14 protein-coding genes are annotated in these 15,994 nt (G+C 67.5%); 2 read left to right on the top strand and 12 right to left on the bottom strand.

The genetic code is table 11. The features are described 5' to 3' along the window. Nucleotides 1-2 precede the first annotated feature (2 nt). The 5 genes from DEQ92_RS10940 to DEQ92_RS10920 all read right to left on the bottom strand — a co-directional run bounded on the left by DEQ92_RS10940 (nt 3) and on the right by DEQ92_RS10920 (nt 4,384). Nucleotides 3-1,607, bottom strand: a complete 1,605-nt coding sequence (locus DEQ92_RS10940; protein ID WP_115820767.1) for a hypothetical protein — start codon at nt 1,605-1,607, stop codon at nt 3-5. A 3-nt stretch (nt 1,608-1,610) separates the two neighbouring features. Next, nucleotides 1,611-2,354: an ABC transporter ATP-binding protein gene (locus DEQ92_RS10935; protein WP_004975297.1), complete on the bottom strand. Its 744-nt coding sequence runs from the start codon at nt 2,352-2,354 to the stop codon at nt 1,611-1,613. Between the two features lie 49 nt (nt 2,355-2,403). Then, on the bottom strand, nt 2,404-2,745 hold the full coding sequence (locus tag DEQ92_RS10930) for a hypothetical protein (RefSeq protein WP_004975295.1): 342 nt from the start codon (nt 2,743-2,745) through the stop codon (nt 2,404-2,406). An 89-nt stretch (nt 2,746-2,834) separates the two neighbouring features. Further along, nucleotides 2,835-3,488 carry a hypothetical protein gene (locus DEQ92_RS10925; RefSeq protein ID WP_004975293.1) on the bottom strand — a complete coding sequence of 218 codons (654 nt, stop codon included), beginning with the start codon at nt 3,486-3,488 and terminating at the stop codon, nt 2,835-2,837. Beyond that, entirely contained in the window at nt 3,485-4,384 is a 900-nt protein-coding gene (locus DEQ92_RS10920; protein ID WP_115820765.1) for a GAF domain-containing protein, read from the bottom strand. Before DEQ92_RS10920 ends, DEQ92_RS10925 begins: the two co-directional genes overlap by 4 nt. Before the next feature lie 223 nt (nt 4,385-4,607). On the opposite strand from DEQ92_RS10920, the gene DEQ92_RS23865 reads away from it, so the two are divergent. Beyond that, nucleotides 4,608-4,784 (top strand): hypothetical protein, encoded by a 177-nt coding sequence (locus tag DEQ92_RS23865; RefSeq protein ID WP_004969725.1) that lies wholly within the window; start codon nt 4,608-4,610, stop codon nt 4,782-4,784. Nucleotides 4,785-4,807: 23 nt separating this feature from the next. Here the strand turns inward: DEQ92_RS23865 and gcvPB are convergent, their stop codons facing one another. The 7 genes from gcvPB to DEQ92_RS10880 form a co-directional block, all read right to left on the bottom strand. After that, nucleotides 4,808-6,229, bottom strand: a complete 1,422-nt coding sequence (gene gcvPB / locus DEQ92_RS10910) for an aminomethyl-transferring glycine dehydrogenase subunit GcvPB (protein WP_004975284.1) — start codon at nt 6,227-6,229, stop codon at nt 4,808-4,810. Continuing rightward, nucleotides 6,229-7,572: an aminomethyl-transferring glycine dehydrogenase subunit GcvPA gene (gene gcvPA, locus DEQ92_RS10905; protein WP_049905084.1), complete on the bottom strand. Its 1,344-nt coding sequence runs from the start codon at nt 7,570-7,572 to the stop codon at nt 6,229-6,231. The genes gcvPB and gcvPA overlap by 1 nt, the downstream gene beginning before the upstream one ends. Before the next feature lies 1 nt (nt 7,573). Then, nucleotides 7,574-7,954, bottom strand: coding sequence for a glycine cleavage system protein GcvH (gene gcvH / locus DEQ92_RS10900; protein WP_115820764.1), 381 nt, complete (start codon nt 7,952-7,954; stop codon nt 7,574-7,576). Between the two features lie 2 nt (nt 7,955-7,956). Then, nucleotides 7,957-9,048: a glycine cleavage system aminomethyltransferase GcvT gene (gene gcvT, locus DEQ92_RS10895; protein ID WP_115820763.1), complete on the bottom strand. Its 1,092-nt coding sequence runs from the start codon at nt 9,046-9,048 to the stop codon at nt 7,957-7,959. A gap of 311 nt (nt 9,049-9,359) precedes the next feature. Then, nucleotides 9,360-11,789, bottom strand: coding sequence for a DUF2309 domain-containing protein (locus DEQ92_RS10890; protein WP_115820762.1), 2,430 nt, complete (start codon nt 11,787-11,789; stop codon nt 9,360-9,362). Beyond that, entirely contained in the window at nt 11,779-13,263 is a 1,485-nt protein-coding gene (locus tag DEQ92_RS10885; RefSeq protein WP_115820761.1) for a proton-conducting transporter membrane subunit, read from the bottom strand. Before DEQ92_RS10885 ends, DEQ92_RS10890 begins: the two co-directional genes overlap by 11 nt. A 440-nt stretch (nt 13,264-13,703) precedes the next feature. Continuing rightward, on the bottom strand, nt 13,704-14,189 hold the full coding sequence (locus DEQ92_RS10880; protein ID WP_004975272.1) for an Lrp/AsnC family transcriptional regulator: 486 nt from the start codon (nt 14,187-14,189) through the stop codon (nt 13,704-13,706). A gap of 427 nt (nt 14,190-14,616) precedes the next feature. On the opposite strand from DEQ92_RS10880, the gene tuf reads away from it, so the two are divergent. Next, complete coding sequence (gene tuf, locus DEQ92_RS10875; RefSeq protein ID WP_004975270.1) at nt 14,617-15,879, top strand: translation elongation factor EF-1 subunit alpha; 1,263 nt, start codon at nt 14,617-14,619, stop codon at nt 15,877-15,879. The last annotated feature ends 115 nt before the right edge of the window (nt 15,880-15,994 follow it).

Here is a 15,994-nt window from a genome sequence, read left to right as displayed (position 1 = left end):
GCTCATGGTTCGTACCGGTCGAGTCGCCCGACCGCGTCTCGGAACGCGTACCAGCCCGCGCCGAGTCCGAGAAGCGCCGTCGCGGCGACGGCGACCGTCGTGGCCGTCGAGAGAGACATCGAACCGCTCTCGATGGCGGCGGTCGCGGCGATAGCCGGCATCCCGATGAGCGCGACGACCGCGGAGAACGCCGAGAGCGCCCCGAGCGGGGGGAGTCCGACGCCCCGCGAGCCGGTCGCCGCGTCCGTCGGCGAAAGCCGAAGACCGGCCGCGAGCGACACGACGGGCGCTGTCGCACCCAGTATCGAGCCGACGAGCGCCGCGCCGACGCAGGCCGCCGGGGAAGCGCCAATCGCGAGCGCGGTTCCGAGCCCGGCCGCCGCCGACAGCGCGGTCCCCGGAACGGCCGCCGACAGCGCGTAGCCCGTCACGACTCGTTCGCGCCCGTGGGGTGCCGTGAGCGTGAGCGGGAGCGCGGCGCCTTCGGTGCCGAGCGGGTCGAGCGTCACTCCCGCGCCCGTCGCGACCGCGACGTACGTCGCGACGACGGCCGGAAGTGCGGTCGGGAGCGTCTCGACGACCACGAGACCCACCCCCGCGGTGGCACCGACGACGAGTCCGCTGAACAGTAGTGCGCGCGGTTCGCGCCACAGTCGGAGCCACACGACGCGGGCGACGGCGGCCGTCGGCCGCGAGGCGACGCGGGAGACGAGGCGGCCGCCGGCGACCCGAAGCCGGGTTACGATTGCCGGGTCTCCCCGCGTTTCCCCTGCCTTTCCAGCGTCCGCCCGTTGATAGTCAGTTATCCGGCGCGCCGTGGCGATTCCGAGCCACCACGCGACCGGCGTCCCGACGAGGGCGGCGACGGCGCGGCCGCCCGAGGCACCGACGCCCGCGCCGACGAGCGCGAGGTCGGCGTACCAACCGACCGGGAGCCCGCTCAGGAGCGCGAAGGACGACCGGGTTCGAACGAACGCGAAGCCCACGACCGAGACCAAGAGCGCGCCGAGGAGGAGCCGGTGCCGTCGCACTCGCGGATAGTGACGGAACGCCAATCGGACTCCCAGCGCGACCGGGAACGTCACCGCGACGGCCGTCGCGACCAGCGCCGCGACGGCTACGAGCGTAGTCACGGCCGTCGTCGGTGACGCCGCCCCGGCGGCGAACGCGACGCCACCGGCGACGCCCACGACGCCGACGAGCCGGCCGGCGAACGCGAGCTGGTCGAGGAGCTCCGCGGTGAAAAACGCCGTCGGGGAGAGCGCGAGACGCCGGTGGTCAGTCCGTTCGTCGTCCTCTCGTTGGGCCGTTCTCACGAGCACACCGTAGCAGGTCGCGACTGCTAACAGTCCCGACAGCCCGCGCGCGGTGCCGAGCGCGCCGACACCCCTCCCATCCGCAACGGCGACGCCGGCGGCGTACGCACCCGAGTCGCTCCAGACCGCCTCGTAGCCGGAGACCGGGAGTCGACCGACGACCGCGAGGAGTGCGAACGAGACCGTGGCGAGATAGAGCACAGACACCATCGGGCGGTCGCGCGCTCGTCGGACCCCGCGGAGGGCGCGGACGCGAACGACGTGTCCGACCTGCCGAACCATCGTCTCCATCGGTCACTCGCTCCGGCCCTCGGTCATCTCCAAGAAGGCGGCTTCGAGCCCTTCCGATTCCCCGTCGCGCTGCGCTTCGCGTTTCACCGCGTCCAGCGGTCCCTCGGTGACGAGTCGTCCGTCCTGAATGACGCCGACTCGGTCCGCGAGCGCCTCGACGACGGTGAGCAGGTGCGACGAGAGGAACACGGTGGTCTCGTCGTCGGCCAGGTCTTCGATGACGCGGCGCATCGTCCGCGCCGACCGCGGGTCCAGTCCGGACGTCGGCTCGTCGAGAAACACGACGTCGGGGTCGTGCAAGAGTATCTGAATGAGTCCGACGCGCTTTCGCATCCCGCGGGAGTACTCTCCGAGGCGGCGGTCGGCGTCGTCGGACAGGTCGAATCGGTCGAGAAGCGCCGAAACCCGTTCGCGAATCGTCTCGGCGGGCAGGTCGCGGATGCCGCCCGCGTACCGCAACTGCTCGCGCGCGGTGAGTTCGTCGTACAGCGGCGGAACGTCCGGCAGAAACCCGATTCGACTCGTCACCGACGCCCTGTCCTCGATGGACGCCCCGGCGACGCGCGCGCGGCCGCTCGTCGGCGCCGTCAGCGTCGTGAGCATGCGCATCGTCGTCGTCTTCCCCGCACCGTTCGGACCGAGGAATCCGTAGACGCTCCCCGACTCCACTCGGAGAGACAGCCCTGTGACTGCGACGGTGTCGCCGTACTCCTTCCGGAGCGACTCGGTCTCGATTGCTAGCGGCACATCATGTTCACCGAATGTCACGATATTCAACCTGTCTCCTCGCCCGCGCTCAGTCCGACTGGCTCCCTTGGACGTTCCCGGTCGGGTCCCACAGGAGGTCGACCGCTCCCCCGACGCCGAGAAGAACCAACAGCACCGGGAGGTCCGTCGGCGCGCCGACCGCGTAGGCGGCGACGCCGATGACGCCGAGCGGGACCGCGGCGAGGCGCTCGACGTTCGGAACCCGGTGGAACAACAGCCCCGTCACCGCGTACCCCGTCAGCGAGGCGAGGAGCAGCGCTTGCACGGGGTCGTGGCCGCCGACGGTGGCCCGAACGGTCAGGCCGCCTAAGACGACGGCGAGGAGGGAAAACAGCAGTACGCGGGGTCGCTCGATAGCGGTGATGGACACGTCGGTCGCTTGTGTCCGGAAGGAAATAACACTTCACGGATAGGTGCGCGAGGCCGACAGGGTCCCCGTCGCACTCGCTCGTCGGCCGCCTATATCGAGACGGTGAGCGTCTCGTCGACGCCGGCGAGTCCCGAGACGGTGAGCGTCGCCTCCCGTCGGCCGGTCGCTTCGACCTCGATGCAGACGCCGAACGAGGTCTTCATCCCGGCGACGACGCTCTGGACGCTCGCGCCGATGTCGCTGCTCGTATCGAGCGCGCAGACGCCGATGCCCTCGCCGCGGCGGAGTTCGGACAGGAAGTTCGAGTTCAACAGCCGGTAGACCGAGCGCACGTCGTCGACGGCCTCGCAGATGGACGAACAGAGGAAGATTCCCGACCGGAACCGGGCGGTCTCCTGTTGGGACTCCGAGAGGAGCATCGAGTAGCTCATCCCGAGTTTCGTGAGGTCGGCGAGGTCACTTATCGGTTCGACGCCCTCGCCGGTCGCTCCGGTGGCGGCGAGAACAGACGAGCGCGAACGGGCTCCCCGCACTTGTCGGTCGAGCGCGCGGCGGACCGAACGCCCGCCGTCGTCGGTCGCCAAGACGACGCTTCGCTCGTCTTCTTCCGCGGCGACCAGTCGATAGAACACCGATTCGAGCGCGTCCGAGTCGTCCCCGACGAGGAGGATGCTCGTCCCGCTGTCGATTCCGTCCGGTGCGATGTCGCCGGCGCTGAACGGCTCCGCGGTCGAGAGGCTCATTGGCCGACCTCCGCCGGCGCGGCGCGGGATTCGAGAACGGACTGCCGCAGTTCGAGAACTTCCATCGCGGTCTCGGCGAACTGCTGGAGTTCGCGGCGCTCCTCGGCGTCGTAGGTCCGGACGACGTCGTCGATGAGACACACTTGGCCGATGACGTGCCCGTCCGGCGTGGTCATGTTCGCGCCGGCGTACGAGCGGATGCCGAGGTTCGAGAGATGGGGATTCTCGCTGAACCGCTTGTCCTCGCGGATGTCTTCGACGACCATCACGTCCTCCTGAAGCATGCTGTGGGTACAGATGGTGTCTTCGCGGGTCAGTCGGTCCCAGTCGCCGCCGTGGCACGCGACGATGTCCTCCGCCTCCGCCTCGACGAGGCCGATGAACGCGATGGCCGTCCCGAAGTGGCTCGCTATCAGGTCGGTGAGTCTGTCGAAGCTCTCTTCGATGGGCAGTTCGTCGATGTCGTAGGACGCGAGCGCGTCGAGGCGCTCTTCTTCGTCGTCGGGCTTGAGGAAGCCCACCTGCGCGCTGTGATTGATAACGTCGTCGACGACGTACGTCAGTCGGTCGCGCGCGTCCGGCAGGTCGCGGTTGATGTACTCCAAGAGCACCTCCTCGAAGGAGGCGGTGTCTATCGCTCCGGGCGACACGTCGGTGAACAACACGCAGGGCGTTTGCGGCGCGGTTTCACGGATTGCGCGGGCGATTTCGAGCCCGCTCCCGTCGTCGAGTTCGTATCCGGTCACGACGCAGACGACAGCGCGCTCGTCGAGCGCCGTGCGGGCGGCTTCGACGGTCGTCGCTTCGACTGCCTCGAACGTCTCTTCGGCATCGATTGCGGCGGCGACCGAGGAGACTCGGTCGGCGTTATCGACGCACAGAATTGTCCGACTCATCTGTACTCGACCTGCGACTGACCGGGTAAAGCTCTGTGTGCCAAATTATCATATCAGATAGTTACCGTCGGCGGGACGGTTTCAGCGGAGGCTGGAGCCGGCGCTCGCCATTGCGGGCATTCGGCCGCCGAGACGGATTTCATATCGTCGTAATTGGTTTATCGTGGTTCGCTCCCGCCCGCGAACCAATATCTTCAACAACGACTACCACGGATTCGACCCCATGAGCGACCTCGAAATCCAGCGCGAATGCCCGGCTTGCGGCAACGACACGTTCTACCTCGCCGCCAGCATGGAGATTCACCTCGGCACGAAGACGAAGTGGCACTGCACGGAGTGCGACTACGGCTACATCCACATCACGGACGACATCGAGACGTACGCGAAAGCGGAAGCGTAAGCCGCGAAAAAGAGGTTTTCTCGTTATTCGTCGTCGCCGAGCGCCTGCCACGAGAGTCGCGGGTTCCGCGCGGCGGACACCTGGTCGATGCGGCGGGCGCTGGTCTTCGTGGGCGCGGTTTCGAGCGCCTCGTCGGAGTCGGCGTACGCCGCGTTGAAGGCGTGTGCGAGGTCGTCGAGCGACGCCTTGTCCTCGACTTCCGTCGGCTCCGTGAGCATCGCCTGCGAGACGAGTTCGGGCCACTTCGTCGTCGGCGGGTGGACGCCGTAGTCGAGCATGCGCTTCGCCACGTCGGCGGCGTCGCGGTCGCCCGAGGTCGCCGCGAACTCGTGGTGGAACGGTCCGTACGGGACTTCGAGGTCTATCTGCGAGGCGAGGTAGTTGGCGTTGAGGACGGCCTTGGCGCTGGCGTCCGCGAGGCCCGCGTCGCCGAGGCGGGCGATGTAGGCGTACGCCTTCACGAGGACGAGCCAGTTGCCGGCGAAGCCGTGGACCTTGCCGATAGACGACTCGGGTTCGTACTGCTCGTAGCCGGCGGCCGTCTCGCGGACCATCGGACTCGGGAGGAACTCCGCGAGCTCTTCGACCACGCCGACCGGGCCGGCACCGGGGCCGCCGCCGCCGTGGGGCGTGGCGAACGTCTTGTGGACGTTGTAGTGCATGATGTCGAAGCCCATGTCGCCGGGGCGGGCGCGGCCGAGCAGCGCGTTGAGGTTCGCGCCGTCGTAGTACAGCAGGCCGCCCGCGTCGTGGACCATCTCGGCGATGTCGACGATGTCGCGCTCGAACAGCCCGAGCGTGTTGGGGTTCGTGAGCATGAGCGCGGCCGTCTCCTCGGAGATGGCGGCGTCGAGCGCCTCCATGTCGACGCGGCCGTCGTCGTCGGACGGGAGTTCGACCACGTCGTAGCCGGCCATCGCGGCCGACGCGAAGTTCGTCCCGTGGGCCGACGAGGGGATGATAATCTCCGAGCGGTCGTCGTCGCGCGACTCGTGGTACGCCTTGGCGACGAGGATGCCCGTGAACTCGCCCGCTGCGCCCGCCGGGGGCTGGAGCGTCACGGCGTCCATGCCGCCGATGTCAGCGAGGTACTCCTGCAGGCCGTGCAGGAGGCCGAGCGTCCCCTGAATCGTCCGGTCGGAGCGGTCGGGGTGCACCCCGGCGTTGGGGTCCGCGGCCACGTCCTCCGTGAACGAGGGGTTGTACTTCATCGTACACGACCCCAGCGGGTACGGTCCGAGTTCGACGCTGTAGTTCATCTGCGACAGGCGCGTGTAGTGGCGCGCCAGTTGCGGCTCAGACAGCGCCGGCAGCGTCAGTTCGTCGCGGGTCAGGTCGTCGGGGAGGACGCCCTCGGAATCGACCTCGACGGTCGTGCTGTCCTTCTCGGACAGGAGCGGTTCGTACTCGTCGTCGCGGCTGAATCGGGCTTGGTCGAAGTTCATCAGATGACCTCCTCGAAGGCCGCGACCAGTCCGTCCGCGGCGTCGGCGTTCGCGTCGGTGATACAGACCTGCAGGCGGTGGTCGTCGAGGGCGTGGACCGCGAAGCCGCGGCCCGCGAGGTCGTTCGTGATGGCGGGCGCGGGCTGGTCCGTCCGGACGACGAACTCGCGGAAGTGGTGGCGGTCGTAGAGCGGGGCCTTGACGCCCGAAAGCTCGTCCAACCGGGCCGCGAGGTCGCGGGCGTCGGTGACGGCCCGCTCGGCGAGGTCGACGAGGCGGTCGGGGCCGAGCCACGCCATGTGCATGGCGGTGCGGAGCGCGACCCACGCCTGATTCGTACAGATGTTCGAGGTCGCACGCTCCTTGCGGATGTGCTGTTCGCGGGTCTGGAGCGTCAGCGTGAACGCCCGCATATCCGCGCTGTCCTCGGAGACGCCGACGAGCCGGCCGGGGACCTGCCGGAGGTACTCCTCGCGGGTGGCGAAGATACCGAGGCCCATGCCGTAGGACGTTCCGAGGCCGAGCGCGCCGGCCTCGCCGACGACCACGTCGGCACCGACGCTCGCGGGCTCTTCGAGCAGGGCGAGCGCCACGAGGTCGCTGCCGAGACAGAACAGCGCGTCGTTGTCGTGGGCGAGGTCGCCGATGTCGGCGAGTCGCTCCTCGATGACGCCGCGGACCGTCGGGGTCTCGGCGTAGACCATCACGGTCTCGTCGTCGACGAGGTCCGCGAGGGCCTCGACGTCGACCGCGCCGTCGTCCATCGGGTACTCGCCGATTTCCATCTCCGCGCCGTCGAGGTAGTTCTCCAAGACGCCGAGACGGCCCTCGTGGAGGTGTTCGGGGACGAGCACGCGGTGGCCGCTCGCGCCGCGGCGGAGGCGGTTCGCGAGGAGCGCGGCCTCGGCGAGCGCCGTCGCGGCGTCGTACATCGAGCAGTTGGCGACCGGGAGCCCGGTCAGTTCGACCAGCATCGACTGGTACTCGAACAGCACCTGCAGGAAGCCCTGCGCGATTTCGGGCTGGTACTGCGTGTACGAGGTGAGGAACTCGGAGCGCCGCGAGAGGTCGTCGACCAGCGCCGGCACGTAGTGAGCGTGGTGGCCGCGGCCGAGGAACTCCGTCAGCTCCTCGTTGCGCGAGAACAGGTCGGCCATGGCGTTCCTGAGTTCCTGTTCGTCGGTGCCGGGGACGCCGAACTCGCCGTCGAAGCGGACCTCATCGGGAATGTCGAAGAGGGCTTCCGCGCTGTCGACGCCGACGGCGTTCAGCATCGCTTCCTCGTCGGCGTCGGTGTGTGGGGCGTACGGGCTTCCGACCCGCCGTCCGTTTCCAGCCGTCATCTCACTCCGTCTGCTCGCGGTACTCCTCGGGAGAGAGGAGGTCGTCGAACTCGCTCGCGTCGGCCGGTTCGACTTCGAGCATCCAGCCGTCGCCGTAGGGGTCGTCGTTGAGGAGTTCCGGGGCGTCGAACAGCTCCTCGTTGACGGCCGTGACCGTGCCCGAGATGGGAGCGTAGAGGTCCGAGACGGCCTTGATGCTCTCGACCACGCCGAACTCATCGCCGGCGGCGAGTTCGTCGCCCTCGGCGGGGAGTTCGACGAAGACGACGTCGCCCAGTTCGTCCTGCGCGAAGTCGGAGATGCCGATTTTGACGGCGTCGCCCTCGGTGGTGGTCCATTCGTGCGATTCCAGGTACTTCCGGTCGTCAGGGATTTCGAACATTGTCAGTTGATGAAGGGAGGTGTCACGATTACTGCGCGCTTCTCGCGGCCGCGGACGAGCACCGAAATCTCGGTCTCGTCGTCGGCGTACTCGACGGGGACGTAGCCGAGGCCGATGGGCTCCGACAGCGTCGGGCTCATCGTCCCGCTCGTCACGACGCCGATGACCTCGCCGTCCGCGTCGGCGATGTCGTAGCCGTGTCGGGGAACGCCGCGGTCGAGGAGGGCGAAGCCGACGAACGTCTCGTCGACGCCGGCCTCGGACTGCTGTTCGAGGGCGTCGCGGCCCACGAACTCGGTGTCGAGCTTGACGACGAAGCCGATGCCGGCCTCGTAGGGGGTCCGGGGCTCAGTCTCGGGGTCGAAGTCCTGTCCCGAGAGCAGGTAGCCCATCTCCAGTCGGAGCGTGTCGCGGGAGCCGAGCCCGCAGGGGGTCGCGTCGAGCGCCGACCAGACGGTCTCGGCGTCGTCCCACGGACAGAGGACCTCGAAGCCGTCTTCGCCGGTGTAGCCCGTCCGGGCAACCCAGCACTCGACGCCCGCCACGTCGGCGAACGTCGCTTGGAACTTCGAGAGGTCGCCGAGGGCGGCGTCGGGCGCGGCGTCGGTGACCGAATCGAGAGCGTCCGGGCCCTGTACCGCGAACATCGCCCAGTCCTCGGTCACGTCTTCGACGGTGGCGTCGAGGTCCCAGTCGTCGCGGAACGAGGTCCAGCGGTCGTACATCTCCTCGTCGTGGCCGGCGTTCGGGATGAAGAGGTAGACCCGCTCGTCGCGGTCGGGGAGTCGGTAGACGACGGTGTCGTCGATGATGACGCCCTCGTCGTTCACGATGGCCGAGTACTGCGAATCACCCGGTTCGAGGGCCGTCACGTCGTTCGTCGTCAGGCGCTGCATCAGCGCGGTCGCGTCCGGGCCGGACACCTCGAGTTCGCTCATGTGCGAAACGTCGAAGATGCCGACCGATTCTCGGACGGCCACGTGTTCGGCCTTGATGGAGTCGTACTCCACAGGCATGTCCCATCCGCCGAACTCGGTAAACGTCGCCCCGGCGTCCGCGTGGACGTCGTACAACGGCGGCTTGCGAAGGCCCATACAGGCCCCTGCGAACTGCGATAAGTAATGCTTTGGTATCTGTTCGCTCGGTCTGTTCATTATCTTGCATGAATTGGGGGCGAGTTGCGGGGGTAAACACCACGAACCCGCAACCAGGTGGCGAAATCTGCCGTCCGGGAGCGGTCGCGGCCTGGACGGCGCTCGGAGCGATAAACCGACTACTACGATACAGAACTCCGAAACGGAGTTGCGACGTGCCGCGAGGTCGCTATCCGCGTCGTACTGGGCGGTGACAGAGAGTCAGAAAAGTGGAGGTCACCGGGGTCGCTGCCGCCTGTCCGCGAGGACGGTCAGTCGTCCGCGACGGCGGGCGCGTTCGGCGACTCTGGACGCGCTTCGACCTCGGCGGCTATCTGTTCGGACGCCGGCGTCCACGTCAGTTCCTCCTCGTAGTGGAAGGCGCGGTGGTCCTGCGTCGGGTCGACGATCGTCAGCGAGAGCCAGTCGTTGTCGAGCAGTTCGGTCAGTTCCGCGTGGTCGGCCAGCACGTCGGAGACGCGGTCGACCGGCGCGTGGATAATCGTCGAGAGGCGGAGCGGCTGGTGGTACGGCCTGTCGTCAGCGGCCATCAGCGACTGGAGCGGAAGTCCGGTCATCAGGTCGCCGCCGTTGCCCTGGTAGACGCCGACGTTGCCGACGGGGTTCTGGGTCACCTTCGACCCGCTCCCGTAGACGGCGTTGTCGACCGTCGAGAAGTAGTACTGGGCGTTAATCCACTGCGTGACGACCATCGGGCCCGTCAGAATCGCTTCGAGCGCGTCGCCGTCGGGGTCCGTCGAGTGGTTGTACGAGTGGAGGAACGCGCGGCCGTCGAGGTCGAGGTCGCTCGTCAGTTCGCGGGGGCCGATGACGAAGCCGGCGTTGCCGGCCAGTCCCCACTCGGGACGCGTCTCGGCCCAGTCGGCGGCGCGGCGCTCGGTCTCCCTGACGCCCGCGGAGCCGTCGGCTCCCATCGACTCGGCGCGCTCGGCGGTCGCATTCTCCCGGGCGACCGCGAGGTCCGCGCGCAGCTGGTCGAGGCCGTCGGCGTGGCTCTCGGGCACGTCGCCGTCGAACAGGTCGATTTCGTCGGTCGTCGTGTTGTGTTCGCCGGCGACGAACACCGTGTCCTCGGGGATGTCGAACCCGCGGTCGCGGAGTTCGGCTTTGACGGTCTCGTCGTTGCAGATTGCCGCGAGGACGCGGGCGTTCGGTCCGCCGGGGTTGCCGGCGCAGGCACCGCAGTCCAGACTCGAATCGAACGGGTTGTTCGCCGTCTCGCTGGCGTGGCCGGTGAACACGACGAGGCGACCGAACTCCTCCCAGCCCATCAGTCCGAAGGCGTTCGCGGCGTACTCGACTTTCTCCTCGTCGGTCAGCCCCACCGGGAGGTCGCCGACGTAGGAGTGCTGCCGGTGGACGGCCTGGTCGCAGAACTCGTGGTTGTCGGGGACCGCGTCGTCGGCGGTTCCCAGCAGGTCGGAGACGCGCCCGGGGACGAGCGTGCGGGCCGCGAGGGCCAGTCCGTACCCGCTTCCGGCGCTCTCGACGAAGCCGAAGGCGGTAGCGGGGTTGGTCTTCAGCGACTCGATGACTTCGCCCGCGGTCTCGCGGAAGCGCGACCAGCGGTCGTGGCTCGCCTTCGTCTCCGTGTCGGTCGGGACCTCGGAGACGTGGTGCTGCGGGTCGACAATCGGGGGACAGGCGTCGACCGCCACCTCGGCGTCGTAGCCCTGGTACTCCATCGGGATGCCGAAGAAGCCGGCGTAGCCGTGGGTCTCGTAGTCGCCGGTGTCCTCGATGTGGCGGCGGATGACCTCGGAGCGCGTGTCGATACAGAAGACCAACTGCGCGTCCGGGCGACCGGCGGAGCCGCTGTCGTCGAGGGCCTCGCTCTCGGCGGCGACGCGGTCGACGACCTCGCCGCGGTAACTCGCCTCCCACGCGCTCAGGAACGCGTCGGCGAGTTCGTCGGTCGCATCGGCCTCGCCGCGTTCGGGACCGGTCGACGGCTCGACATCGACGCCGAACGCGTCGAGGAGCGCGAGACGTGCCGCGAGGTAGCCTTCGAGCGTAATCGGGTGCGTGGACTGCCACTCGCCGCCGTCGGCGGCGCGTTGCTTGATGAAGCCGGTCCAGCCGGGGAGCGCGGCGAGTTGCTCCTCGAATATCGGGACCCACTGGCTCTGGGGATACGACTCCAGCGCGGCCTCGACGGTTTCGACCGGCGACTCGGGTAGGTCGGCGACGATTCCGTCGTCGGGAATCTGCCCGTCGTACGCGGCCATCGACCGGAAGGCGCTGTAGAACCCGTCTTCGCGGTTCGGCATCGGCCAGTGGGCCTGTCCCTCGTCGAGGAACGCCGACAGCCACTTCGTCAGCACGCGGTCGACCCGCGCGGTGTCGGCGTCAGTCTCGGCGTCCGAGGGCTCCGACTCGACGCCGGCGTCCATGCGCTCCAGCAGCGTTTCGGGGTCGTCGTCGTAGCCGCGCTCGGCCAGTTCCGAGGCGAGCGCGTCGGGGTCGATTTGCCCGTCGTCGAGGGCCGCCCGGAACGTCTCGGGGGTCGGGTAGCCGCGACCGCCGACGAGGTCAGCGGCCTGGGTGACGGCCTCGTGGAACGGCATGTCTTCGAATCCCGAAAGCGGGTTGGCCGTCACGAACGAGTGAATCGGCCAGACCGAACCGACGGTCGTCGCCGCTTTGTCGATGCTGTCTTCGATGGTGTGTTCAGTACTCATTGTAGTCCTCCGTGGCGGTCAGCACGGTGCTGGAGGCGGGTTGGCTCGCGTTCAACAGCGCGACGTAGAGGCGGTGGCTGCGCTCGTGGACGCCGAGTTCTATCGCGGCGTAGACGACGAGGAAGACGCCGGCGACGAGCGCGTGGAGCGCGGTCAGTTCGGCCGGTGCCTCGACGACCGGCAGCCCGGACAGGAGGCTCGAAACCGCCTCGTAGGCGAGCGCGTAGACGGTGATTGCCGGCAAGAAGACGAGCGGGACCGCGCCGTAGCGGACTGTCGTCGGAAGCGAGGCGTGCGCGACGACGTTGCGGGCCGCGTGCAGCGTGGTGAGCACGACGAACGTCACGAGCAGGAGCCCGCTGTCGAGGTGCGTTCCCTTCCCGGTGAGCGCCGCGAACAGCGCGCCGCCGGCCAGCCCGGTCGCCAGGACGACGACCGCGCCCGCGACACCGGTCTCGTGGGCGCCGTGGTCCGTCGGGGCGGTGTGTTCGACCGCCGCGCCCGCGCTGAGGAAGTGGTACGCCTTGTAGAATCCGTGCAGGATGAGGTGGGTGATGGCGGCTCCGAAGAAGCCGAGGCCGGCCTGCATAATCATGAAGCCCATCTGTCCGATGGTCGAACAGCCGAGTTCGCTCTTGACGTCCGACTGGACGTTCTTGAGCAGCTTTCCGAGCAGGGCGCTCGTCGCGCCGACGGCCACGATGCCGAGCATGAGCGTGGCGTCGAGGGTCACGACCGGGGCGAACCGAAGCAGCAGGATGCCGCCCGCGTTGACGAACCCGGCGTGCATCAGCGCGGAGGCGGGCGTCGGGGCGGTCATCGACGAGAGCAGCCAGCCGTGGAACGGGACGAGCGCGGACTGAATCATCGCCGCGAGGACGAGCGCGGCACAGGCGAGAAGCCACACCGGCCCGCCGAGCCCGTCGGCGCTCGCGGCGATGCCGGAGACCGTCGTCGCGCCGGTCGCCCACCAGAGGGCCGCGAGCGCGACGCCGAGGAACGCGCTACTGGCGAGGAAGTACCTGCGAGCGACGCTCGCGGCGGCCTGCGCTTGATTCCAGCCGTCGATGATGCCGATGAGTTTCGCCATTGCCAGTCCCATCGTCAGCCAGAGCAGCCAGAACAGCGCGACGTGGTCGGCCGCGACGAGTCCCATCACGGCGACCGTGAAGCCGAACACGGTGGCGAAGAAGCTCGTCTCGTGGCGACTGCCGGCCATGTAGCGGCGCGAGTAGCTGTGGACGATGCCGCTGAAGAACGTCACGACCACCCACAGCAGCACGGTCAGGCCGTCGACGGCGACGACGCCGGGAACCTCCCACGCGCCGCCGAGTCGGACTCGGGCGAAGAGCACGGCGACGCTCGCGGCGAACAGCGCCCACACGAGCTTCGTTAGTGCGACGGGCGCGAGTGGCGAGTCCGCCACCGCGTCCGGGAGTGCTCCGACCGTCGGTTTCGAGCTGTGTCCTGACATCGTTCGATTCGTCGTTGACCAGAACGGTCACCGAAACGCGTTCGGCGTCCGATACTGGTCGTCCTTACACCCATCCGAGAACAGATTGTCTATTAAATCTACCTACATTCACAAATCGTTCGCAAATTAGCCATTATAGAACATTATGGTTTTGCGAGTGCGGGACGACTCGAACAGCCGGCCCTGGAGAGGCAAAATCGGCTTAGAACGCTCTTTTCGACCCTCGTATCGTACTATCCGCCCGTTCGACGACCGAGTGTCGGCGACGATTTACACGGGGGCGACGTTCCGCGACGACCCGTGGCTGCGGTCGCTCGTCGGGCTCGGTGACCGATTCGTGAACGCTCCGTTCGATTCGTGAACGCTCCGTTCGATTCGTGAACGCTCCGTTCGATTCGTGAACGACCCGTTCGTCGCGAGGATATCGTGCGCGCGCCCGCTCAGGAGTCGTTTTCGGCGTGTCTCTCGGCGTCGAACTTCCCGAACGGCGTCGTCTCGTGCGTGCGGACGAGCACCTCGTCGGCGACGGTGAGTCCCATATCGAGGAGTTCCTGCGCGATAGACGTGATGTCGCCGTCCGTCTCGCCGACGGCGGTGACGAGGAGGTTCTGTTCGCCGGTGACCAGTTCTTGGACGGCCACGACCCCGTCCATCTCCAGAATCTCGGGGACGAGCTCGCCCCGCTTGGGAATCGAGGCGGTGCAGTAGAGCAGCATTCGGAGGGGATAGCCCGACTTCCCATAGTCGACGCTCGCGCTGTAGCCCTTGACGACGCCGTCGGATTCGAGTCGCTGGATGCGCTTGCGGACGGTGCTGTCCGAGGTTCCCGTTCGCTTCGCGATGTCGCCGGACGACATGTTCCGGGCGTCCTCTTGGAGCGCGTACAGAATCGCCTTGTCCACGTCGTCGATATCCTCGCCAGCCATGCCACTACCTCGGGGTGGAGAGCACTTTATCCTTTGATATTGTTCGGACGGTGGTCCGCGCGGTACCCGACGTCCGTCGTCTCCGGGGGTAGATTTATTACCCATCCGATACAATTAGTTACTATGATTGTTGTAAAAGATAACACCGACGTGTCCGACGCTCACGAGCAGTCCGTTCGCCGCACGGCCACCTTCGCCGACATGGCCGCCGCGATGCGCGGGTTCTGAGTGGTTCGTCGGGGTTCGGTTCTCCTCTCGGTTCGCCCGACTGCGCCGCGACATGACTGATTTCCTGAGTTTTCGCGTCCCCTGATAACCCGTTTCCTCGACTCGTCCGAACCGGCGCGAGACGCGCTTCGAGCCGGGAAAACGGATTTACCTTTGGGTGTCATATTCTACCAAACTGGGCGACACCGCCCTGATACCCATGGCAGACAAACCACACCAGAACCTAGCCATCATCGGACACGTCGACCACGGGAAATCCACGCTCGTCGGCCGGCTCCTGTTCGAGACAGGCAGCGTCCCGGAACACATCATCGAACAGCACCGCGAGGAGGCGGCGTCCAAGGGGAAGTCGGGCTTCGAGTTCGCCTACGTGATGGACAACCTCGCCGAGGAGCGCGAACGCGGCGTCACCATCGACATCGCCCACCAGCGCTTCGACACGGACAAGTACTACTTCACCATCGTGGACACGCCCGGCCACCGCGACTTCGTGAAGAACATGATTACGGGCGCGTCGCAGGCCGACCACGCGATTCTCGTCGTCGCCGCCGACGACGGCGTCGCGCCGCAGACCCGCGAGCACGTCTTCCTCGCTCGAACGCTCGGCATCGAGGAACTCATCATCGCGGTCAACAAGATGGACGTCGTCGACTACAGCGAGGACTCCTACAAGCAGGTCAAAGAGGAGGTCCAACAGCTCCTGAACCAGGTACGGTTCAACTCCGACGACGCCGGTTTCATCCCCATCTCGGCGTTCGAGGGCGACAACATCTCCGAGCCCTCGGAGAACATGCCGTGGTTCGACGGGCCGACCGTACTGGAGTCACTCAACAACCTCCCAGAGCCGTCGCCGCCGACGGACGCGCCGCTCCGCGTCCCGATTCAGGACGTGTACACCATCTCCGGCATCGGGACAGTCCCGGTCGGCCGCGTCGAGACGGGGATTCTCAAGACCGGCGACAACGTCCGGTTCATGCCCTCTGACGCGGGTGGCGAGGTGAAGACCATCGAGATGCACCACGAGGAGGTCCCGGAGGCGGGCCCCGGCGACAACGTCGGCTTCAACGTCCGCGGCGTCGGCAAGGACGACATCCGCCGCGGCGACGTCTGCGGCCCGGCCGACGACCCGCCGTCGGTCGCCAAGACGTTCAAGGCGCAAATCGTGGTCATGCAACACCCGTCGGTCATCACCGCGGGCTACACGCCGGTCATCCACGCGCACACGGCGCAGGTCGCCTGTACGTTCGAGTCGCTCGACCAGAAGCTCGACCCCGCGTCGGGCGAGGTCGCAGAGGAAGAGCCGGACTTCATCAAGGCCGGCGACGCCGCCGTCGTCACGCTGCGTCCCCAGAAGCCGCTCAGCATCGAACCGTCGTCAGAAATCGCCGAACTCGGGAGCTTCGCCATCCGCGACATGGGACAGACCATCGCGGCCGGCAAAGTCCTCGAAGTCTACGAGTAGCGCCCGGTTTCGACCACCGTTTTTCGTCCCACCGCCGCGACAGCGGTCGGGCCGTCTGCGCGGAGGTCGGCCGACCGATTGGTCACAAACCGCGTGTGAGCGTCCGCGGCCCGCG

This window comes from Haloferax sp. Atlit-6N (assembly GCF_003383195.1).
In the GTDB taxonomy this organism is placed as follows: domain Archaea; phylum Halobacteriota; class Halobacteria; order Halobacteriales; family Haloferacaceae; genus Haloferax; species Haloferax gibbonsii.
Note: the sequence above shows the minus strand (reverse complement) of the source record. Positions and strands in the feature narration are given on the sequence as shown.